Source organism: Marinomonas hwangdonensis (assembly GCF_003721245.1).
Taxonomy (GTDB): Bacteria; Pseudomonadota; Gammaproteobacteria; order Pseudomonadales; family Marinomonadaceae; genus Marinomonas; species Marinomonas hwangdonensis.
Genome location: NZ_RIZG01000006.1, coordinates 203,408 through 224,958, shown reverse-complemented (window position 1 = coordinate 224,958; position 21,551 = coordinate 203,408). Strand labels below are relative to the sequence as shown.

Annotated in this window: 20 protein-coding genes and 3 tRNA genes; 21 read left to right on the top strand and 2 right to left on the bottom strand. The window is 45.6% G+C overall.

Translation table 11 applies throughout. The features are described from left to right. The first annotated feature begins 81 nt into the window (after window positions 1-81). The 9 genes from EBI00_RS11710 (at window position 82) to EBI00_RS11670 (ending at window position 7,446) form a co-directional block, all read left to right on the top strand. Window positions 82-157, top strand: a tRNA-Glu gene (locus EBI00_RS11710). A gap of 78 nt (window positions 158-235) precedes the next feature. Then, window positions 236-311 (top strand) — tRNA-Glu (locus EBI00_RS11705). 120 nt (window positions 312-431) lie between these two features. Next, window positions 432-507 (top strand) — tRNA-Glu (locus tag EBI00_RS11700). Between the two features lie 46 nt (window positions 508-553). After that, entirely contained in the window at window positions 554-1,381 is an 828-nt protein-coding gene (gene pabC / locus EBI00_RS11695; RefSeq protein ID WP_123096111.1) for an aminodeoxychorismate lyase, read from the top strand. Further along, entirely contained in the window at window positions 1,368-2,399 is a 1,032-nt protein-coding gene (gene mltG, locus EBI00_RS11690; protein WP_123096110.1) for an endolytic transglycosylase MltG, read from the top strand. The genes pabC and mltG overlap by 14 nt, the downstream gene beginning before the upstream one ends. A 10-nt stretch (window positions 2,400-2,409) precedes the next feature. After that, window positions 2,410-3,048, top strand: coding sequence for a dTMP kinase (tmk, locus tag EBI00_RS11685; RefSeq protein ID WP_123096109.1), 639 nt, complete (start codon window positions 2,410-2,412; stop codon window positions 3,046-3,048). Further along, window positions 3,049-3,987 (top strand): DNA polymerase III subunit delta', encoded by a 939-nt coding sequence (holB, locus tag EBI00_RS11680; RefSeq protein ID WP_123096108.1) that lies wholly within the window; start codon window positions 3,049-3,051, stop codon window positions 3,985-3,987. 7 nt (window positions 3,988-3,994) lie between these two features. Then, entirely contained in the window at window positions 3,995-4,804 is an 810-nt protein-coding gene (locus EBI00_RS11675) for a TatD family hydrolase (RefSeq protein WP_123096107.1), read from the top strand. Between the two features lie 182 nt (window positions 4,805-4,986). Beyond that, a complete protein-coding gene (locus EBI00_RS11670) occupies window positions 4,987-7,446 on the top strand; it encodes a Lon protease family protein (protein WP_123096106.1) in 2,460 nt (819 codons plus the stop codon). A 26-nt stretch (window positions 7,447-7,472) separates the two neighbouring features. Here the strand turns inward: EBI00_RS11670 and EBI00_RS11665 are convergent, their stop codons facing one another. Beyond that, window positions 7,473-7,727: a hypothetical protein gene (locus EBI00_RS11665; RefSeq protein WP_123096105.1), complete on the bottom strand. Its 255-nt coding sequence runs from the start codon at window positions 7,725-7,727 to the stop codon at window positions 7,473-7,475. A 275-nt stretch (window positions 7,728-8,002) separates the two neighbouring features. On the opposite strand from EBI00_RS11665, the gene EBI00_RS11660 reads away from it, so the two are divergent. From EBI00_RS11660 to EBI00_RS11605, 12 genes are all read left to right on the top strand, one after another. Beyond that, window positions 8,003-8,434 carry a cytochrome b562 gene (locus EBI00_RS11660; RefSeq protein WP_123096104.1) on the top strand — a complete coding sequence of 144 codons (432 nt, stop codon included), beginning with the start codon at window positions 8,003-8,005 and terminating at the stop codon, window positions 8,432-8,434. 61 nt (window positions 8,435-8,495) lie between these two features. Continuing rightward, window positions 8,496-8,852 (top strand): hypothetical protein, encoded by a 357-nt coding sequence (locus EBI00_RS11655; RefSeq protein WP_123096103.1) that lies wholly within the window; start codon window positions 8,496-8,498, stop codon window positions 8,850-8,852. A gap of 99 nt (window positions 8,853-8,951) precedes the next feature. Further along, complete coding sequence (locus EBI00_RS11650) at window positions 8,952-10,013, top strand: AraC family transcriptional regulator (protein WP_123096102.1); 1,062 nt, start codon at window positions 8,952-8,954, stop codon at window positions 10,011-10,013. 141 nt (window positions 10,014-10,154) lie between these two features. Further along, the gene (locus EBI00_RS11645; RefSeq protein ID WP_123096101.1) at window positions 10,155-11,924 is read left to right on the top strand and encodes an acyl-CoA dehydrogenase family protein; all 1,770 of its coding nucleotides are present in this window, start codon (window positions 10,155-10,157) and stop codon (window positions 11,922-11,924) included. 124 nt (window positions 11,925-12,048) lie between these two features. Then, window positions 12,049-13,698 (top strand): electron transfer flavoprotein-ubiquinone oxidoreductase, encoded by a 1,650-nt coding sequence (locus EBI00_RS11640; RefSeq protein ID WP_123096100.1) that lies wholly within the window; start codon window positions 12,049-12,051, stop codon window positions 13,696-13,698. 129 nt (window positions 13,699-13,827) lie between these two features. Continuing rightward, window positions 13,828-14,277 (top strand): YaiI/YqxD family protein, encoded by a 450-nt coding sequence (locus tag EBI00_RS11635; protein ID WP_123096099.1) that lies wholly within the window; start codon window positions 13,828-13,830, stop codon window positions 14,275-14,277. Window positions 14,278-14,384: 107 nt separating this feature from the next. Continuing rightward, window positions 14,385-15,674: an NAD(P)/FAD-dependent oxidoreductase gene (locus tag EBI00_RS11630; protein ID WP_123096098.1), complete on the top strand. Its 1,290-nt coding sequence runs from the start codon at window positions 14,385-14,387 to the stop codon at window positions 15,672-15,674. 190 nt (window positions 15,675-15,864) lie between these two features. Beyond that, complete coding sequence (locus EBI00_RS11625; protein WP_123096097.1) at window positions 15,865-16,287, top strand: MerR family transcriptional regulator; 423 nt, start codon at window positions 15,865-15,867, stop codon at window positions 16,285-16,287. 9 nt (window positions 16,288-16,296) lie between these two features. Continuing rightward, window positions 16,297-18,963 carry a heavy metal translocating P-type ATPase gene (locus tag EBI00_RS11620; protein ID WP_123096096.1) on the top strand — a complete coding sequence of 889 codons (2,667 nt, stop codon included), beginning with the start codon at window positions 16,297-16,299 and terminating at the stop codon, window positions 18,961-18,963. Window positions 18,964-19,074: 111 nt separating this feature from the next. Continuing rightward, window positions 19,075-19,557, top strand: coding sequence for a cyclic pyranopterin monophosphate synthase MoaC (moaC, locus tag EBI00_RS11615; RefSeq protein ID WP_123096095.1), 483 nt, complete (start codon window positions 19,075-19,077; stop codon window positions 19,555-19,557). Further along, window positions 19,550-19,804: a MoaD/ThiS family protein gene (locus EBI00_RS11610; RefSeq protein ID WP_123096094.1), complete on the top strand. Its 255-nt coding sequence runs from the start codon at window positions 19,550-19,552 to the stop codon at window positions 19,802-19,804. The genes moaC and EBI00_RS11610 overlap by 8 nt, the downstream gene beginning before the upstream one ends. After that, window positions 19,805-20,254 (top strand): molybdenum cofactor biosynthesis protein MoaE, encoded by a 450-nt coding sequence (locus EBI00_RS11605; RefSeq protein WP_123096093.1) that lies wholly within the window; start codon window positions 19,805-19,807, stop codon window positions 20,252-20,254. A 15-nt stretch (window positions 20,255-20,269) separates the two neighbouring features. Here the strand turns inward: EBI00_RS11605 and EBI00_RS11600 are convergent, their stop codons facing one another. Further along, on the bottom strand, window positions 20,270-21,517 hold the full coding sequence (locus EBI00_RS11600; protein ID WP_123096092.1) for a tyrosine-type recombinase/integrase: 1,248 nt from the start codon (window positions 21,515-21,517) through the stop codon (window positions 20,270-20,272). Window positions 21,518-21,551 lie beyond the last annotated feature (34 nt).

Genomic DNA, 21,551 nt, shown 5'->3' with positions numbered 1-21,551 from the left:
CGAGCCTCGTTTCCCGCTCCACTTTCTTTATAGTGAAGAAAGTCATTTGAAAATAGTTATAGCTCTGTAAAAGCTAATTGTGTCCCATTCGTCTAGTGGCCTAGGACACCGCCCTTTCACGGCGGTAACAGGGGTTCGAACCCCCTATGGGACGCCATATTTTAAGTGTGTATTGATTGTGTTAAATCATTATGCGCAAGTATTTAGATTATATTTTGATCTGATAATGAGTTTTGTCCCATTCGTCTAGTGGCCTAGGACACCGCCCTTTCACGGCGGTAACAGGGGTTCGAACCCCCTATGGGACGCCATATAAAGATATCACTCTGTGTATTGTTTTTTGCTTTATACAAGGTGTCTGCTGTTTTAAGAGTCCGCTATTTTGCTTTGCAGAGTAGCGGATTTTTTAATGGATTTTCATTTCTTTTTTTGTCCCATTCGTCTAGTGGCCTAGGACACCGCCCTTTCACGGCGGTAACAGGGGTTCGAACCCCCTATGGGACGCCATTATTTTACGCTATCATAGCTATCCTTATTTATTGAGTTTTTAGCCATGACTTGGTTTGTCGATTACAAATTAGACTCCACTATTTCTGTGGCCGATCGTGGTTTGGCATACGGTGATGGCGTTTTCGAAACCATTCTTGCTACCCCAAAAGCGTTAGTTCAACTAGATGACCATCTTTCGCGTCTTTATCGGGGCTTGTCAAAGCTGGGTATGCCTTTTTCTTTGGAACAAAAAATCAAGCTAAAGGATTTTTTGGCTTCAAGGGTACGTCCCCTTATCCATGAAAAAACCGTGGTCAAGCTTATCGTGAGTCGTGGCGAGGGTGGAAGAGGGTATTTAGCCCCCGAGCACTGTATTCATACCGTTATTATCGGTATCCTAGCGGCACCAGATTATCAGTACCATCAGAATAAAGGTGTGTCGCTTTCTGTATCACCTGTCCCAGCGGGTTGTAACCGATATTTGGCGGGTATTAAACATCTAAACCGACTGGAAAATGTGGTGGCGAAAAGGTTTTTGTCTTCAGCAGATTTCGAAGCCCTAATGCTTAACAATCAACAGGAATTGGTGGAATGCATTCAGAGCAATGTGTTTTGGTTTTGGCGAGGTACCCTGTATACGCCAGCCTTGCACAAGGCCGGTGTACAGGGCACGTTTCGTAAAGCCATTATTGAGCAACAATCCCGTCATCTGATTCAAGTAGGCCGCTATTTTATAAGCGACTTACTAAAAGCCGACGAAGTGTTCATTGCAAACAGTTTAATGGGAATTGTGCCCGTGAAATCTGTTGCAGGAAGATCATTCCCAATCGGCAGTCATACCCGAAAATTACAATTATTAATGCACGATAAGGAGATGCATGGCAGTCATTAAGTGGTTATTTCGCGTTGCTATTTTATGTATTACTTTGATCGCTCTATTGGCGGGATATTTGTACCACTCAATTACGTCGCCTATTGCCTTGAACAGTGCTGAAGTCTTTGAGGTACGAAAGGGCGATACAGCCTATAAATTAGGGTACGAGCTGTACAGTAAAGAATGGATTGATTACCCTTTTTTAACTAGAGTCGTTGCCAAGTTGCAACCTGAGTGGGTTCCAAAAGTGGGCCAATATGCGATACAACCACAGATGACGTTGTTAGACATAATGGCTTTGTTTGATTCGGGTGAGTCCATCTTTTACTCAATTACACTGCTTGAAGGGAAAACTACCCGAGAGTTTTTATCTGCCATGGCAGCACGCGATAACATCGTCATGACCCTAGAAGGGTTATCGAATGAAGAAATAGCCGCCAAAGTGGGTCTGGATTTTCCTCATCCAGAAGGGCAATTTTTTGCAAACACCTATCGTTATCATGCTGGTGATACGGATGTAAGTATTCTACGCCATGCCCATGAGCTTATGTCTCAAACTTTGACCGCTTTATGGGAAAATAAAGCGCCAAATTTACCCTATAAAACGCCTTATGAAGCACTCATTATGGCATCAATTATTGAAAAGGAAACGGGTGTTCCTGAAGAGCGTCCATTAATTGCTCGAGTTTTCATTAGCCGATTAGAAAAAGGCATGCGTTTACAAACGGATCCAACGGTCATCTATGGGTTAGGGGATGCCTTTAAAGGTAATTTGACCCGCAGTGGATTGCTTGCGCCATCACCTTACAATACCTATCGTATCTTTGGGCTTCCGCCTACGCCAATAGCCAATGTGGGTCGTGAAGCCATTGAGGCGGCGTTAAATCCAGGGGAAACCACTGCGTTGTACTTCGTTGCTAAAGGCGATGGTAGTCATGTTTTTTCTGATACATTGAAAGAGCACAATCAGGCGGTTAGAAATTATCAGTTGAAACGGCGAGAAGACTACCGTTCGTCGCCACAGATTACTCCTTAGAGGATTGTGTATGAGAGGCAAATTTATTTCACTTGAGGGTGGAGAAGGTAGTGGCAAAACCACGGCCATTCATTGTATTCGTCAGTGGTTAGATGCCCGTAATATTCCTTACATTATGACTCGTGAACCGGGTGGCACGCCGCTTGCTGAAGAAATTAGACAGTTAATTTTGAGTCCACGAGACGAGACGGTTAATAACACGACTGAGCTGTTGCTGGTTTTTGCTGCTCGGGCTCAGCATTTGGCTGAAAAGATTCAACCCGCCTTGGAAAAAGGCAGTTGGGTGATCAGTGATCGTTTTTTGGATTCAAGTTACGTTTACCAAGGCAAGGCGCGCGGTGGCGACACAGAGATACTGAATCAATTGGCCGATTGGGTGGTTGGTGACAGCAAACCCGATGCAACCCTAGTGCTAGACGTGCCAGTGGAACTGGGTCAAGAGCGTGTTGTGCAACGTCAGCATCAAGATCGTCTAGACAAAGAGTCATTGGCATTTCATCAAAAAGTCCGTGATGGTTTTCTTGAGCGGGCTCAGGCAGAACCAGGCAGGGTGAAGGTCATTGATGCCAGTTTGTCTTTGGATTTGGTGCAGCAGCAGATTGAACATCAACTATCGCAATTGTATTCAACTTGGTCTGGTAACGTTTAAATGTCAAACATTGCTCATTGGTTAAAGCCTTGTTTGCAACAAGTTCAAGTGTTGAAAAAAACAAATCGTTTGTCTCATGCTTTGCTTATTACGGGGGCAGACGGAGTAGGTCAGGAAGAGCTGGCACGAGAAATGGTCAAAGATTTGATGTGCGAAGTGGATCAAGCCGCTGCTTGTGGTAACTGCCACTCATGTCAGCTAATGCGCGCTGATACACATCCAGATTTTCGTGTTTTAGACGGTGAAGCGTCGAGTATTAAAGTAGATCAAGTGCGGTTATTGGTTCGTCAAATGAGTCAAAAACCCCAAGTAGGGCAAAATAAAGTCGTACTTATTACTCATGCTCAGGCGATGAATATCAATGCCGCCAATGCCGTGTTAAAAGCACTCGAAGAGCCTTCTGCACGCACGTATTTTGTTTTGACCAGTTCACAATCTACTCGCCTTTTGGCGACCATCCGTAGTCGTTGTCTGTTAATAAATGTACCAACGCCGACCAAAGCTGAAGTGACGCAATGGTTGGGAGAGCAGCCAGAAGGCTCTACGTTGAGCTCGCTTTTTTGGCTAACGACTCAACCATTTCGATTGTTGTCGCTTCAGCAGCAAGGCAAGGTCTCTTTGTATGCAAATCTGCCGGATCAGTTGCTGTCGATGTTGCAAGGCCGATCATCGGTAACGGACGTACTAAAAGGGCTGGACAGTAATAATATTGAAGACTATTGCAACGGTTTAGCAGCGGTTCTTCATCAATGTATTTGTCATTCGACGGGGGCACCGTTGGATCAAGCTTTGCAAGCGATTTATAAGGCATTAATGGCACGGTTAGGCATTCAATCTCTTATGATGCGTTACCAGTCACTGCAAGCGTTAAAGTCAGACCTTCAAAAAACCAACTTAAACCCCATAATGCAACTCACACACGAATTGAATCAGTGGTAAACCAACTATGTTAATTGATACCCATTGCCATCTCGATATGCTGGATCTGGCACCTTACAATGGCGATATAAACGCGGCTCTTGATGCGGCTCACCTTAAAGGTGTTAGGCAGTTATTGAGCATCTGTGTTGACCTAAATAATATGGAGACCGTGCTAGGGTTTACCAAGCGCTCTGGCATTTATGCCAGTGCGGGTGTCCACCCCCTTCAAGGTGACGGTCTTATTACGGATGATACCTTGCTGCGCCATTATGCTAAGCACCCTCAAGTGATTGCCATAGGAGAAACCGGGCTGGATTATTTCTATGAAACCTCAGAGCAGGCTCATGAAGCACAAAAGACCAGCTTTATTCATCATCTTACCGCCGCAGGGGACTTAGGGTTGCCTGTCATTGTTCATACTCGTAATGCACGGGAAGACACTCTGTCGCTGATTAAACAATATGGCAATCCCAATAGCGCGGGTGTATTACACTGTTTTACTGAAGACTACGACATGGCCAAAGCCGCATTGGATGAGAACTATCTGATCTCTATCTCTGGCATTGTGACTTTCAAAACGGCAGACAATTTAAAAGAAACGGTGCGTAAATTGCCTTTGTCGTCTTTGATCATAGAGACAGACGCACCTTATTTGGCGCCGGTTCCTCATCGAGGTAAGAAGAATGAGCCTAAGTATGTATCAGAAGTCGCCCAATACGTGGCAGATCTTAAAGGTATTCGCTATGAAGTCCTGCTAGAAGCCACCGCTGCGAATTTTCATCGGGTGTTTCCTAAGGCGGATCCACAACAACAGCTTGCGCTTTTTACGTCATAACCGCGTTGTTGACTCTCCATGCTTTTTGGCAATGGTTATTGTTCGTCGTGTACTGATAGGCTAAATGAAACCAGAGTGTTAGTCTCAACGTATTGTAATTACTTAATATATTTGAAAGAAACGTCTTCTTCTTTCGCAAGCTTAGCGTATAAAAAGCTTGTCAAACAAAAGGAAATCCATTGATGACCCATATGGTTACCCCTCTGCCGTACCAAGCACTGTCAGCTAAAGTTCCTGCTGACCATTTGATGTTTAAAACATTAAGCGACATTGAACCCCTAAGTGGTATCTTGGGCCAAGAACGAGCGGTTGAAGCCATTCAGTTTGGTGTCGCTATGCAGCGTCCCGGTTACAATATTTTTGCGATGGGTGACTCTGGCACTGGCCGTTCTTCCTACGTTATGAGCTATCTCAAAAGTGAAGCAAAGCGTCGTCCTGCACCGAATGAGTGGGCATACATAAACAATTTCACTGAAAGTCATCGTCCAAAAGCGATTGAGTTCGCGCCTGGTCAAGCGTCTGAATTTGAGAAAGAAATCCGTACCCTGATCGATGGTTTGATGGCGACTTTCCCTGCCGCATTTGAAAACCCTTCTTACCAGCAGCAAAAAAGTGTCATTGATCGAGCGTTTAACGATCAGTACGAGGCAGCGATAAATAAAGTAGAGCGTGTATCCGGTAAAATTGGTGTTGCCATGTTCCGCGATGCATCTTCTGTCAGTTTTGCTCCAATGAAAGATGGCAAGGCGCTGGAAGAAAATGAATTTGCGGCCCTGACTGACGAAGAGCGTGATGCTTTCCAAGAGGGCGTTTCGACGCTTGAAGGCTTGCTAAATGAAGAGTTGTTAGGGTTGCCGCAATGGAAGCGTGCCACTTACGATCAAATTCGACAGCTAAACCTTGATACCGTCAAAGAAGCTCTAGATCCTTTGATGTCTGGTTTATTCGATAAATACCGAGATAATGCTGATATCTTCGCTCATTTGACTGCACTTAGAGAAGATCTTGATAAAACCATTATTGATCAGATGGCGGATGATAAAGCCTCTGAAAACCGTGATGAAATAGGCCGTCGTCAGTTTTATGAAGAGTTATATTTGCCGAATATTGCCATTACGCACAAGCCGAATGGCGGTCAGCCCGTCGTTTATGAACCTCATCCGACGTATCGCAATCTATTTGGTCAAGTAGAGCACAGCAGTGATCAGGGTATGTTAGTCACCAACTACCGTTTAATTCGTTCCGGTAGTCTGCATGCGGCCAATGGCGGTTATTTGATCTTAGACGCAGAGAAACTGCTCACAGACCATTATTTATGGGAAGCGTTAAAGCGCGCACTCAAAAGTAAGACCATCAAAATTGAGCATCCCTACGCGGACATGGGTTTAATGAATACCATGACTTTGTCGCCACAAGACTTGCCTTTGCAGGTGAAAGTCGTGTTGATCGGCGCGCGAGACATTTATTATTTATTACAAGATGCCGACCCAGATTTTCAGGAAATGTTTCGCGTTTTGGTGGATTTTGACGACACATTAAAACGTTCAAAAGAATCTGAACTGTCTTTTGCTCGCCTTATGAAAGATCGTGTTGACAAGGAAGAGTATGCCAACGTGACCCGTGATGGGGTAGCGGCGCTGATTGAGTACAGTAGTAGGTTGGCTGAGCATCAGAGAGAAATGGCCGCCAAGATAGGTGATGTGTTTGAGCTGTTGGGCGAAGCGGATTTTGTTCGTCAAATGGCAAAAGATACCGACATCAATGCAGAACACATTGCACGGGCATTAAAAGCCAAAAAGCACCGTACAGGTCGCGTTAGTGAAAAAATCATTGAAGAAATTATCGAGGGCACTGTGCTGCTTGAAAGCGATGGTTATGCTGTAGGTAAAATCAATGGTTTAACCGTTATGCAAATCGGCGACAGCAGTTTTGGAGCACCAGCCCGTATTTCCACCACTGTGTATCCGGGTGGCAAGGGAATCATTGACATAGAAAGAGAATCTAACCTTGGTCAGAATATTCACTCTAAAGGGGTGTTGATTTTGTCTGGCTACTTAGGCAACAAATACGCCCAGCGTTTCCCTCTTGATATTTCCGCTTCTATAGCCATGGAACAAAGCTATGGCTATGTCGATGGTGACAGTGCATCTACCGCAGAGCTTTGCTGTCTGCTATCGGCCTTGATTCAAGTGCCGCTTCGTCAAGATCTCGCCATCACCGGCTCGTTAAACCAGTATGGTGAAGTACAGGCTATTGGCGGCGTGAATGAAAAAATCGAAGGTTTTTTCAGCGTGTGTAAAGCTCGTGGTTTAACAGGAACGCAAGGCGTTATTATTCCCAAGTCCAATGCCATCAATCTAATGTTGGGTGATGAAATTGTCGAAGCGGTGAAGGACGGCCTGTTCCATGTTTACGCTATTTCAACGGCGGACGAAGCATTGCACTTGCTAACGGGTATCGAAGCTGGCATTGCAAATGAGGACGGCGATTACCCAGAGGGCACGATTTCTGCTCGTGTTATCGAACGACTTGAGGAAATATCTAAGTTGGGTGAAGAGGACGACGACGAAGAAGACGAATCAGAAGAAACGCCATCCAAACAAACTGACGGCGAGAAAAAGAAAAAAAATGACGCCAAGTAACAGAAGAGAACAGAAGAGAACGCGGCTTAGTGTTTGCCGTAAGTTCTCTTAATAATGGCCGCATTACATTGTGAGTTGACTAACGCGTATACTGTGTAATAGAGGTCGTCTGCTTTGACATATACATAGCTGGCGACTTCTTTGCGTTTACTCGGCAGGTGTTTTTTCAAAACGCGTGCCGTTTTAAACGTCTTGCCGCCGACATACTGCTGTGCACTTTTATCTGCTGCCGCTTTGGCGTCAGGGTCAAGACATTCAGCCAGCACCGTATTGCTGAGCATTAGGCTACTAAACGCAATGACGGCTAGGTAGCTTGTTAAGCGAAAAATAATGACCTCCCGTTTTTGTTTGATGCTTCAGATGGTGACCTCGACATAGAATAGCAAGGTATTTTGATTTTTCCATAGTAGGGGTTTATCCTAAATAAATCTCAGTAAACTCCTTTTTTACATGCAATTTAAAAAAGACTAGCAAATTTTTACAAATTTTTTGATGTGTTTTTTAGGGGGCGTGTTATTTTGATCATAACGTTATCTACATCTAATGGTGAATTGCTATGAAAAAACGTTTAATGCTTACGTCCATTTTGCTTATGACAGGGTCATCTTTTTTGTTTGCTAGCTCTGATTGCGGTGCAACCAAGTTAAGTTCTTATATGAAGGATATAGGCGGCGATATGCGTGTGCTGTCTGCTGATATTAAGTCAGGAGATAACGCAGCGGCGGCAAATAAAGTCACCGACCTGATTTCTCATTTTGAAAAGTCTCGCAATGAAACGCCTTATAAATTCAAAGCGGATTCACTTCAAGGAGATCAGTTAGCAGAACAGAAGGCCAACTTTGTAAAAGTGATAGACGATACCGTTTTGGCCCTAAAAAACCTAGAAGTTGCACTGCAATCTGACAATGCCTCAGATGTTAGAAAATGGTTGGGCGAGATAAGTGCTCAAAGAAACATTGGGCATGGTGCTTTTAGAGTAAATTGCTAATCTTGCTGGATGACCTAGCGTAAATTCACTGCTACAATGCGCGCGATAAAGAGAGGATATTATGGCTCGTGTTAAAAAATCCCGCAGTATGCGTGGAAAACTAGGTAAAACTGGCTCCAAAGAGATGATGAAAGAGCAGAACAAAGCTCGTAAAGCATCGAAAACACGTCGTTTTGTGACTAAAAAAGCAAAAGAACGTAAAGAGCAAGCACACAAAAAGCTGGAAAGGCTAGGGTTACTGCCCGAGAAAGACGCGACTTCTGTAACAGGTCGTCCTCGTCGCTTCGTGTTCGTTAAGCCTGTGGATGAAAGCGAAGAAAAAGCGAAGGCAGAAGGTTTGGTGGATACGAACTTAGATTCAGACAGCGATGATTTATCGTTAGACGAATTGTTGTCGGCGTTTGCTGAACAAAAGTAAGAATAGAATTAGAAAATAAAAAAAGGCTGCCAGTGCAGCCTTTTTTTATGCTAAAAAAAGACGCTATGATTAACAAGCGAATAATAAAAAGGGGTTCATGTGAAAGCTTCTGTTCCTATGTCGAGTGTCCGCTACCTCTTAAAAGCCGTTGAAGAACAAGGCTTAGACCGTCAAGCCGTGTTGGCAAGCTTAGACATTAAGCAAGAAGAAATTGATCAGGGTACAGATTTCTCAGCTTACCGCTATGGCATGTTATACCAAAAAATCATGTGGCTAATGCAAGATGAATCTTTTGGGATGTTGAGTGGTGGCAAGGTGCCCAACGGCACTTTCAGGATGATGTGTTTGTGTATTATTCATGCCCGCAGTCTGGCGCACGCTTTGTATCGTTGTAGTGATTTTTACGAGATTTGCCGAGGGCCCACTGTAAAGCCGGTATTGATTAAAAAAGGCCGCTTTGCCATGGTGACTTTTGCGCCTTTAGATGCCGCCGCCACAAACGTGGAGATCCTAACGGCACCAGAATCAAAAGAGCAATTAAGAACCACCTTGTCAATGTGGCATCATTTTATTTGTTGGTTGATTGGCCGTCGACTTAGTTTAAAAGCCGCGTATTTTACCAGTGAGCGTCCGGATGATGTGGAGTACTACAAAACGTTATTTCAGTCAGAGGTGAAGTTTAATCAGCATGCCAATGCATTGGTGTTCCCTGCTAGTTATCTTGATATGCCGATTGTGCAAACAGAAGACAGTCTCAGAGGCTTTTTAAAAACCGCCCCTTATCAGTTGTTGGTCATGGTAGAAAATGACAATAGTCTTAAGTCGCAAGTTATGGCGATGTTAGGAAAGGACTTTTCCCGTGAAATGCCCAGCGCTGAAGAAGTGGCCAGTGCACTCAATATGAGCGTGTCTACCCTTCGCCGTCGTTTAAATGATGAGAAAACGTCTTATCAGCACATCAAAGATGACTGCCGTAAAGAAGCCGCGATTACCTATATGAACGCGCCCCAATTGAGTATCAATGATATTGCCGCATTAATGGGCTTCGATGAGCCGAGTGCGTTTTTCCGCTCTTTTAAAAAGTGGACAGGCATGACACCTGGAGAATATCGAAAAAGTGAGGAATATCTAAAATTTGGCAAAGCAATGAAATGCCGGTAAGACGCTGTCGTTTCGGCGTTGTCTGCTAACGCTGATTGTATTTGTCAGAAATATAGGCCTGAATTGTTATTGAGAGATGGGCGACATTTTTACATTCTATAGGGATACATCCGCTCGGATAACTAACTGGAGAATAAAAAAATGAGCGATTACCAGTACCCAATAAACGATATTGTCTTTAGTCTGCTTTCTGTCGCGCGCATTGACCGCTTGTCCCCGTATCTTGATGAACCCATGGACCGAGATCTTTTAGACGCTATTTTAGGTGAAGCCGGTAAGCTGGCAGAGCAAGTGATTGCGCCAATCAATAGCAGTGGCGATAAAGAGGGATCGCGCGTTGAACATGGACAAGTGTATGAAGCAAAAGGCTTCAAGGAAGCTTTTAAAGCTTATTCCGACGGTGGTTGGATTGGTTTGTCTGGTGATCCTGAATACGGTGGACAAGGCTTACCTTCGTTTATTGCTACGGCCGTAAATGAAGGCGTTCAGTCAGCGAACTTGGCTTTTTCACTGTGCCCCTTACTCAGTTTAGGCGCTATAGAGGCGATTAGTTTGCACGCCAATGATGCCCTGAAAACGCAGTATTTACCAAAAATGTTGTCTGGCGAATGGGCGGGTACCATGAACCTTACCGAGCCCGCTGCGGGTTCTGATTTGGCCGCCATTGCTTGTAAAGCCATTCCAGACGGTGATGCTTTTCGCATTAAAGGCCAAAAAATCTACATAACCTGGGGTGACCATCAAATGAGCAATAACATCATTCATTTGGTGTTGGCTCGACTTCCTGGTGCGCCAGAAGGCGTCAAAGGCATTTCTTTATTTATCGTTCCTAAATTTCTTCTTGATGCAAACGGCGAGCCTGCTGAGCGTAATGATGTGCAAGTGGTGTCGGTTGAGCACAAGATGGGGATCAACGCTTCCCCGACCTGTGTGATGAGTTTTGGCGACAACGAGGGCGCACTTGGTTATCTTGTTGGTCAGCAAAATGAAGGTATAAAAGCCATGTTTACCATGATGAATAATGCAAGGCAGGGCGTGGGTCTGCAAGGCTTGGCTATTTCTGAACGTGCTTACCAGCAAGCTTTAGCGTACGCAAAAGAACGCAAACAAGGCATGAAGGCAGACCGAAGTGGTCGCGCTGCCATTATCGAACATCCTGATGTTTTACGCATGTTGATGATGATGAAGTCCCAAATTGACGCCATGCGTTCACTGGTCTATGTGGCGGCAGTGGAAAATGATTTGTCTCACTTTGCCAGCGGTGATCAAAAGCAACAAGCCGTATCAAGAACCGCTTTGTACACGCCAATTGTAAAAGGTTGGATTACCGAGCAAGCGCAAGAAGTCACTTCTTTAGCCATTCAAGTACATGGTGGCATGGGCTTTATCGAGGAGACGGGTGTGGCACAGCACGCCCGTGACGCACGAATTTTGCCTATATACGAAGGCACTAACGGTATTCAAGCCATCGATTTGATCGGTCGAAAGCTTCACAGTGACGGTGGCAAAGAGATGTTGGCTTTATTGGCTGAGATTGAAACCGAATTGGCGCAATGGCAAGCACCCGATATGGTGGATTATGCGGAAAAAGTTCGCGTGGTGCTGGAGGAGGCTAAGGCCGCTACTCAATCTTGTTTACTAGCAATGGAAAAAGACCCTGTTCTAGGCACAGGATCAGCTTATCCATACATGATGCTTATGGGGTATTTGATTGGCGCATGGCTGCAAATGAGAGCGTTGCATGAAGCCAATGCAAGCAAGGATCTTGAGCAAGCTCAAAAAGAGTCTTGGCAGCACTCGGTTTTATTTTACTGTGATCACCTGCTTCCTAGGGTGTTTAGTTTTGCTCATGAAATAAAGTTTGGCGCATCAACTGTTGACAAGCTAAACAAAAATGCTTTCAATCGATAACACAGTATCTTTGTCTCTAATGATGACGAGTTAGGGGGCTTAGTGAGTCTTACTGAGCGCTTCAGCACGTAACAGTAATAGAAAAAGATACAGCAGAATAAAAATATCCGAATTGGGAGGCAGTATGACAGACAGAGAAGTAATGGAATTTGATGTTGTGATCGTCGGTGGGGGGCCTGCGGGCTTGTCAGCGGCTTGTCGCATCATGCAAAAAGCCAAAGCAGAAAACAAAGAGATCAGTGTTTGCTTAGTCGAAAAAGGTTCAGAAATAGGGGCGCATATTTTATCTGGTGCTGTGGTTGACCAGGTAGCTTTAGCTGAACTGTTTCCTGATTGGGAGGCAATGGGAGCGCCTTTGCATACCAAGGTAAATCAAGACGAGCTGCATTGGTTAAGTTCAGCAAGCGAATCAAGACAGTTAAGTCATTGGATGATGCCAAAGTCATTACATAACGACGGTAACTACATTATCAGTTTGGGTAACCTCTGCCGCTGGCTTGCAGAACAGGCCGAAGAGCTGGGAGTCGAAGTGTTCCCAAGTTTTTCTGCGGCCCATTTGTCCTACGATGAAAATGGCGCAGTGGAAGGTATTATAACGGGCGATATGGGCCTTGCGGCAGATGGCTCAGAAAAAGATGGCTTTATGCCAGGCATGTTGCTTAAAGCCAAATACACCCTGTTTGCTGAGGGCTGTCGTGGTCATTTAGGCAAAGAACTGATTGCTCAATTTGCATTAGACAAAAACAAAGCGCCGCAACATTACGGGCTGGGTATTAAAGAGCTGTGGGACGTACCGGCATCTCATAGTAAGCCTGGTACCGTTATTCATACTGCGGGCTGGCCATTAGGCAACGAAGCGGGTGGTGGTGGTTTCTTGTATCATTTGGAAAATAACCAAGTGGTTGTGGGTTTGATCGTAGATTTAAATTACAAAAATCCACACCTAAGTCCTTATGATGAGTTTCAGCGCTACAAGCATCACCCAGCCATCGCACAGCATTTAGAAGGAGCAAAACGCGTCTCTTATGGTGCGCGTGCTATTGCAAAAGGCGGCTGGGCTTCCTTGCCCAAAATGAGTTTTCCTGGTGGCTTGGTGATTGGTTGTGATGCTGGCACCTTAAACCCAGCTAAAATCAAAGGCACACACACCGCCATGAAGAGCGGGATCTTAGCGGCAGAAAGTATTTTTGATGCGTTGCAGCTAGAAAATCCGCCCGCTGAGCTAGAGGCCTTTAATGATCTTCTTAAAGAATCTTGGCTAGGTAAAGAGTTACAACAGTCTCGTAATTTTGTGCCAGTCATGCATAAGCTGGGTACATTCTGGGGGGGTGCTTACAACTGGTTAGATCAAAATTTCTTTGCCGGCGGTTTGCCGTTCACCTTCAAAGATATGACGCCTGATTATGCCTGCATGGAATTGGCTGACAAACATGTTGCACCAGACTACAGAAAACCCGATGGTGTATTGAGTTTTGATAAACCGTCTTCGGTGTTTTTGTCCAACACCAACCATGAAGAAAACCAGCCATGTCATTTAACCTTAGCCGATGCGTCTATTCCGATCGGAAGTAATCTGCCGAAATACAACGAACCAGCGCAGCGTTACTGTCCAGCGGGTGTGTATGAAGTGGTTGAGCTAAGTGATGGGCCCAGTTTTCAAATAAACTCGCAAAATTGTGTTCACTGTAAAACCTGTGACATTAAAGACCCTGCTCAGAATATTACCTGGGTAACGCCAGAGGGAGCCGGTGGGCCTAACTACCCAAATATGTAAGTTTGGTTAGCGCTAGACAGTCTTCTAAGAACAAACGGATTTCGCTTGAGTGCTCCGTTTGTTCTTATTCACCTCTGGATTTCACTTCTTATGTGTTTAATAATGTAACCCAATTAAAAGGGGAACACTATGCGCCTTTGGGTCGACGCTGATGCCTGTCCAAATGTTATTAAAACCATTCTTTTTCGTGCTGCTGAACGTGTGCAAATTCCTTGTATTTTAGTGGCGAACCAAGCCATCGCTATACCGCCGTCGAAATGGATCGAGCGTCGAGTGGTCGGGTCTGGTTTTGATGTCGCAGACAATTACATTGTCGACCACATAGACACGGCGGATTTAGTCATCACGGCAGACATACCGCTGGCTTCTGACGTCATTGAAAAGGGCGCCTTAGCGATTAATCCACGAGGCGAGCTTTATACCAAAGAAAATATCAAACAGCGCTTAGGTATGCGTGATTTTATGGAGCAGATGCGATCTTCCGGCGTGCAAACAGGTGGCCCTGCTAGTTTCAATCAACAAGATAGAATGGCGTTTGCCAATACCCTTGATAAATTATTAGCGCGAAGAGCGACGTAATACACATTCGCTGACGAGAAGGTATCTTCTTGTGAATGAAGTTGTGGGATCTGGAAAGCGCTTAATGAGTGTTTTCCAGATTATTCAACGTTTATGGGCGGTTATAGATGAAAAAAATTGTTGTTGTTGGTGGCGGAGCAGGTGGCTTAGAGCTAGTTACAAAACTTGGCCATGCATTGGGCAAAAAGCGTCAAGCAGACGTTGTGCTCATCGATAGAAGTCAAACGCATATCTGGAAGCCTCTGCTACATGAAGTCGCAACGGGATCTTTAGATATCAACAACGACGGTGTCAATTACCGTGCTCATGCTGCGAAACACCATTATCAATTCCAACTAGGCACATTGACTGACGTTGACCCTGAAGCAAAAACACTGCTACTCGACTCTTTATACGATGACAAAGGTCATGTTGTGCTACCAGAAAGACGCATCTCTTATGACATACTGGTCATGGCGATTGGTAGCGTCAGCAATGATTTCGGCACCCCAGGCGTGTCGGAACACTGCTATTTTCTTGATTCACATAAACAAGCGGAGCGTTTCCAGCAGGCATTGTTAAATCAATTTTTACGTGTTCATCAAGAAGGAAGCGGCGCAAAACTGAAGCTGGCTATTGTTGGGGGCGGCGCGACCGGGGTTGAATTGTCTGCAGAGCTGTTTCATGTAGCCGATTTGCTGAAAGCGTATGGCATGCCAGAAATGTCGGGGAAACGTGTTCAGATTGAACTGATCGAAGCGGGCCCCAGAATCCTACCGGCACTGCCTGACCGCGTTGCTGCTTTGGCATCGAAAGAGTTGTCTCGCCTTGGTGTCGTTATTAACCAAGGCACACGAGTGGTCAGAGCTTACGACGGCGGTTTTCAAACGGCCGATGAAGGCAATATAGAAGCCGATTTGATGATTTGGGCTGCTGGCGTAAAAGCACCGAATTTTGTTGCTCAGATTGAAGGGTTTGAAACCACCCGAAACAACCAAATCTTAGTAAAAGGCACCTTACAAACTCCCGCGTTTGACAATGTGTATGTTATTGGTGATTGCTGTGCTTGTGAGCAGCCCAACGGCACCTTCGTTCCGCCAAGAGCGCAGTCCGCTCATCAAATGGCAAGCTTGGTATTTGAAAATATAAAAGCTTCATTTCGTAGCGAACCGTTAAAAGAGTATGTTTACAAAGACTACGGTTCCCTAGTCAACCTGAGTCGCTACAGCACCGTTGGCAGTTTAATGGGCAACATGACAGGAGGCAGCATGTTTATCGAAGGGCGCATTGCTCGGTTTGTGTATATCTCCCTCTATCGACTGCACTTAATCGCCATCCATGGCTGGCTAAAAGCCACGGTTATTATGACCGCACAAAAAATCGGCAAAGTCGTCAAGCCGAAACTAAAACTGCATTGAGTAAGAGTTTAGTGCCTAAGTATTAAGTCGATTATTTTTGTTTAAAAAAGCCGAGAAGAGTCTCGGCTTTTTTTTACCTGTTTTTTCTATCTTGTTTTATTGCGATTTATGTATTTTTTACCTTGACCTATGTGTTACACATAGGTTCTACACTGTAGGGAGAATGTGTTTACTCTGATAAGGAGAGGTTATGCGAGTCAGTGAGTTGGCGTTAAAAGCGCAGGTGACGGCAGAGACTGTGCGGCACTATACTCGGCGCGGTCTTATTCGTGCACAGCGTGATCCTAATAATGGGTATCAGCTTTATGATGATTTAGCGCTTCAGCGGCTTCATTTTATTCGCCAAGCGGGGGAGTTAGGGTTTAGCTTAAATCAAATAGAAGAGATTTTTGAACAGTCTGACAGTGGTGATTCACCATGCCCCATGGTGCGCGATTTGTTACAGAAAAAGGTGCCTGAAACCCAGTTAAAAATAGCCCAATTGCAAAAGCATTTAGCGACCATGGAAAATGCCTTGGCCGCTTGGGATGACATGCCTGATGGCACACCCAATGGTCATTCTATTTGTTGCTTGATAGAAGAGTGGCAAGAGAAAAATACGGACAGAGAATAGGGGCAAATGATGAAAGAACAGCAAGAAGACGCCGTAAACAAAGACAATGTCTCACCAAGGTTATGGCTCGCCGTTACTGGGATGTCTTGCCAAGGGTGTGTCTCTAAGGTGCGCCGGTTTATTCAGCAAAAGAGTCCTGAGGCCGAGGTAGAGGGCAAACCAAAAGAACATCGCTTGATGGTCACGTCTAATCTGTCTTTGTCCGAGGTGGAAGCTATTATTGAAGAAGCCGGATTTCAATCGCTGGGGGTGGTGTTAGAGCCATTTGACGAAGAGAAAACCACTCCAAACCCAGGGACAAATCAACAGCCGGTGCAAGGCAGCAATAAGGCGCCACAAGCACATAGCCAGACTTCTATGGATAAAACACCTGTAGACACACAGGTTACGTATCCGCTATCCATTGGTGGTATGACGTGCGCTAGCTGTGTGAGCTCAGTGCAAAAAGCGTTATTGAAATGCGATGGGGTTACGCATGCTGATGTCAATTTTGCGACGCACACGGCGCAAGTGGTTACGTCTGGGTCGGTTGATCACCTGATTAAGGCGGTTGAAGAGGCTGGCTATCAAGCCAGTCTTATCGAGGATGCTGGTAAAAACGAAGAAGAGAGAGAACAACGAGAGTCAGCTGAATATCATCACAAGCGCCAATCTGCCTTGCTGGGTTTAGGTTTGGGGATTCCGCTTATGCTGTATATGGTGTTTGGCGGGAGCATGACGATAATCACGGTAACGGAACGAGTCGTTTGGTTTTTGATCGGCATGGTTACCTTACTGATTATGATTCGTGCGGGTAAATCGTATTTTCGTGGTGCTTGGAAGGCGTTTACTTTACACCAAGCGAACATGGATATGTTGATTGCACTAGGTACTGGCTGTGCTTGGTTTTATTCAATGTTGGTGGTTTTAGTGCCTAGCTGGTTACCGGAAAATACGCACCACCTGTACTTTGAAGCATCCACCATGATCATTGGTTTGATTAATCTGGGGCAAGCGTTGGAGTTACGAGCCCGAAGTAAGACGAGCCGTGCCCTGCATCGATTGTTGGATTTACGTCCTAAAATGGCCATCCGCGTCCATGATGGAAAAGAAACGCGCATTCCGGTGGCGGATATTAAATTAAACGATATTTTGCGAGTGCGAGCAGGTGACAGTATTCCCGTTGATGGTGATGTGTTGGAAGGTCAGTCGACGGTGAATGAGTCCATGTTAACGGGGGAAGCAGAGCCCATTGAGAAGAGCCAAGGCAGTACCTTGTCTGCAGGTACGGTTAATGGTCAGGGTAGTTTGTTGTTCAAGGCGACGCGAATAGGCTCGGATACCTTGTTAGCTCAGATTGTTGACATGGTTAGTAAAGCGCAGGGATCTAAACCCCCTATTAGTGTTTTGGCGGATAAAGTGTCGTCTGTGTTTGTGCCCAGTGTGATGATTATTGCGGTTTTATCGGCTTTATCTTGGTTCAATTTTGGTGGCGAGGCGGTTTTTTCCTACATGCTGGTCACGAGTATTTCTGTGTTGATTATTGCCTGCCCGTGTGCTCTGGGGCTGGCAACACCAATTTCAACCATGATAGGGATTGGCAAAGCCGCGGAATACGGCGGGTTGATTCGTAATGGCGATGCATTACAGCGAGCCAGTGAGTTGACCGTGGTTGTGCTCGATAAAACCGGTACTATTACCCAAGGTAAGCCCAAAGTCGTTCATCACACTTTGTCTTCACACGCCAATGCTGAGCAAGTATTTCCTCTGGTTTCTGTACTTGAAGCGCGCGCTAATCATCCATTGGCTGATGCGCTACTTGAACATTGCCGAGCCGTTTTGAAAGATCAAAAGGGGACGGAACAAGAGGTCACCTTAGACGCGTTTGAGTCGTTGACGGGTCTTGGCGTTACCGGACAATGGCAAGGACAGACCTATTATTTGGGCAATAAGCGTTTAATGGCCGAAAAAAGCGTAAACTTATCCGACACTTATGGCTCGGGCCGCTCAGAGGCGGATGAGTTAGGTGACAATTCGTCGTTTCAAAATGCGACCAAGGTTTTTTTCGCGAATGCGCAGCAGGTTCTAGCGGTATTTTATATTGAAGACCCTATCAAGCTAGGGGTTAAGGCAGCGATCCGTCGTTTTAAAGAGCAGGGTCTTAAAGTGGTGATGTTAACGGGTGATAACCCACAAACGGCTGCCGCGGTGGCGCAGACGGTTGGGATTGACGATTATCATGCGCAATTAATGCCGAATGATAAATTAAACTGGGTCAAGCGCCTTCAAGCCGAAGGAGAGGTAGTGGGTATGATAGGCGACGGTATTAACGATGCGCCTGCATTGGCTCAAGCCGACGTCGGCTTTGCAATGGGCGCAGGGACAGACGTGGCGATGGAAAGTGCCGATATTACCCTGATGCACAGTGATTTGCAGGGCGTGGTCGATGTGATTCAGATCAGCAGCGCGACCTTGAGAAACATCAAACAGAACTTGTGGGGGGCCTTCGCCTATAACAGTTTAGGGATTCCAGTGGCCGCAGGCATTTTATTTCCGTTCACGGGCTGGTTATTAAGTCCTGTTATTGCGGGTGCGGCTATGTCATTGTCCTCGGTCACTGTGGTCACCAATGCCAATCGGCTCAGATTGTTTCGCATAACACGTGATAAAAAAGCACCATTGGAGGAAACACGATGAGCATTCTGATTAATGTAATTGGTTTAATGTTAATTCTTTTTGTTGTTTTTTGGTTCTGGTGGCCCAAGAAAGATAAGAAATAGTCGATTTAAGCAGAAGAGTTAAAAGTTTATGAATGAAAAGCTGACCCATTTAGACAGTCGGGGGCATGCCCATATGGTGGATGTTTCTGACAAAGCGCAAACCAAGCGTACTGCCACGGCTCGCGCTATTTTATTGATGCAAGCGTCTACGCTGAATAAAGTAATGGAAGGCGGTTTGCCCAAAGGTGATGTCTTGGCAACCGCTCGAATAGCGGGAATACAGGCGGCTAAAAAAACCTCCGATCTTATTCCTTTGTGCCATCCATTGATGTTAACCAAGGTAACGGTGGACATTAATGTGATCAGTGAGTGTGAATTAGAAGTCCTCTGCACCTGCGCCTTAACGGGGAAAACCGGTGTTGAGATGGAGGCGCTGACTGGTGCAAGCATTGCCGCCTTGACCCTGTATGATATGTGTAAAGCGGTTGATAAAGGCATTGTGATTCAGCAAGTGTCATTGTTGGAGAAAAAAGGCGGTAAAAGCGGTGATTGGAGTCAACAAGATGCCTAGAGTTAAAGTGGTGTTTTTTGCTTCTCTTAAAGAAGCCATGGGGAAAAGCGAGCATCATGTTGAGCTTGACTTGCCTTTGACCATTACTCAAATCAAACAGCAATTAGCCAGTGATCTTGCTCACGGTGACGCCTTGCTTGCCAGTGGCATTCAATCATCGGTGGATTTTGAGTTCACACGAGATACGGATTGGGTGCCAGAGACGGCTCTCGAAGTGGCTTTTTTTCCACCAGTAACGGGGGGATAAATGATTCAAGTTCAGCACGAAGATTTTCACGTTGATGCCTTATACAAACGCTTACTGCAACGCAATAAAACCGGTGCCGTGGTGATGTTTGTCGGTCTGGTCCGTCAGTTTACGGATCAACCTGAAGCCGAGTGTCGCTTTGAATTAGAGCATTACCCTGGCATGACGGAGCGAAATCTACAGACCATCGTCGATAAAGCCAAGCTGCGTTGGCCCTTGTTGGATGTGTGCGTTGTGCACCGGGTGGGGCGGTTGTCTGTGGATGATCAGATTGTGTTTGTCGGTGTGAGTGCTGCTCACCGCGCTGAGGCTTTTCAAGCGTGCGATTATATTATGGACTACCTAAAAAGCCGTGCCGCGTTTTGGAAAAAAGAGTCTCATGGTACTGACAGCCAATGGGTTGCCGCCAATAGTAATGATGATAAAAGCCTAGAGCGCTGGTCAGAATAGCGCCGCTGTGCACTTTTAATGAGGGCGCAGCGTTTTTTTGCGGCCACTGGCGTGACGCTCTCGGTATTCAGTGTCTATGTATTTATCGGTGGTGGCCATGCTAGCGTGCCCTGCATCTTCTCTGACGTGTTCTTTGGGTCGAGTTTTTACATCTTCTGAAATGCCGGTGTGGCGAAGCCAATGCACCGTTGCGACGCGTAAATCGTCCGCATCCGCGCTCATGCCATCTTCGCACATGCGCTCGTAAGCCCTATCGAAACAAAATTGCACAATGTTTCGAACTTGGCGTGAACTGGTCATTGCACCTTGCCCTCGGTTCTTTGGTACCAGCGGTGTGTTTTCTGCGATGGTGGGCAGCATAGGGAGATCTCTAAAACGGCGATAGCGGATGAGCGCATTGAGCATGTCATCTGATACGGCGACAAGGCGTTCTTTGTTGCCTTTAGAAAGCACTTTAAACCACCAATGCCCATCGGCATCTTTTATAAAATCGCCCATCACTGGCGCAGAGCGTTCGTCGGCCACCAATTCAGAGATACGTAAATACATACCAAGTAGGGCATTCATGATAAACAGGGTGCGTTCGTGGGTGGCTGGATCTTCTTGTGCCAGCATTTCTGCGGTTTCGATGACATAATCCCACTGCAAGTTAGAGATACGTCTCACTTGCGTTCGAGTAATTTCTTTTTTGACGAATTTACTTTTTTGCCGAATTAAAGCCACTGGATTTTGTTGAATGGCCTCCTCTTGCATTAAAAAACCATAATAGGACGATAAAATTGAAAAAGTGGCGCGGATGGCCGCTTGGGACAAAGAGTGCTGTTTCACATTCGCGACGTCGCCGTTTTTGAACTCCAATTTACTGACATGGGCAACAAAAGGTCGCCATTCTTTATTGGCGACTCTTTCGCCCATAAAGAGTTTAAAGCGCGCAACATTTTTTGTGCCAATCCAGCTTTCAGGTGGCTCAATACAAAAATGAATAAACTCTTCTATTTGATCGCGCCGTAACTGTGATGTTGGGCAGTGTGAAACGTTCCATGACCAAAGCAACAGTCTTTCGACTTCTCTGCGATAAGAGTTAAAGGTAGCTTGCGAGCCGTTATAGCTGTAGATGAAGCATAAAGCCAGTTGCAAATCACGTCGATACTCTGGATCGTTCAATTGCGCTGTATTTTTTTGAAGATGCGCAGCAATCCCTTCAAATTGCGTATAGGGGTTGGGTAAGTGTTCAAGGTTATCGATTAAAGCCAGCGGCGACATATGTTTCTTTCCCAATGCAATCAACAGGTAAAAG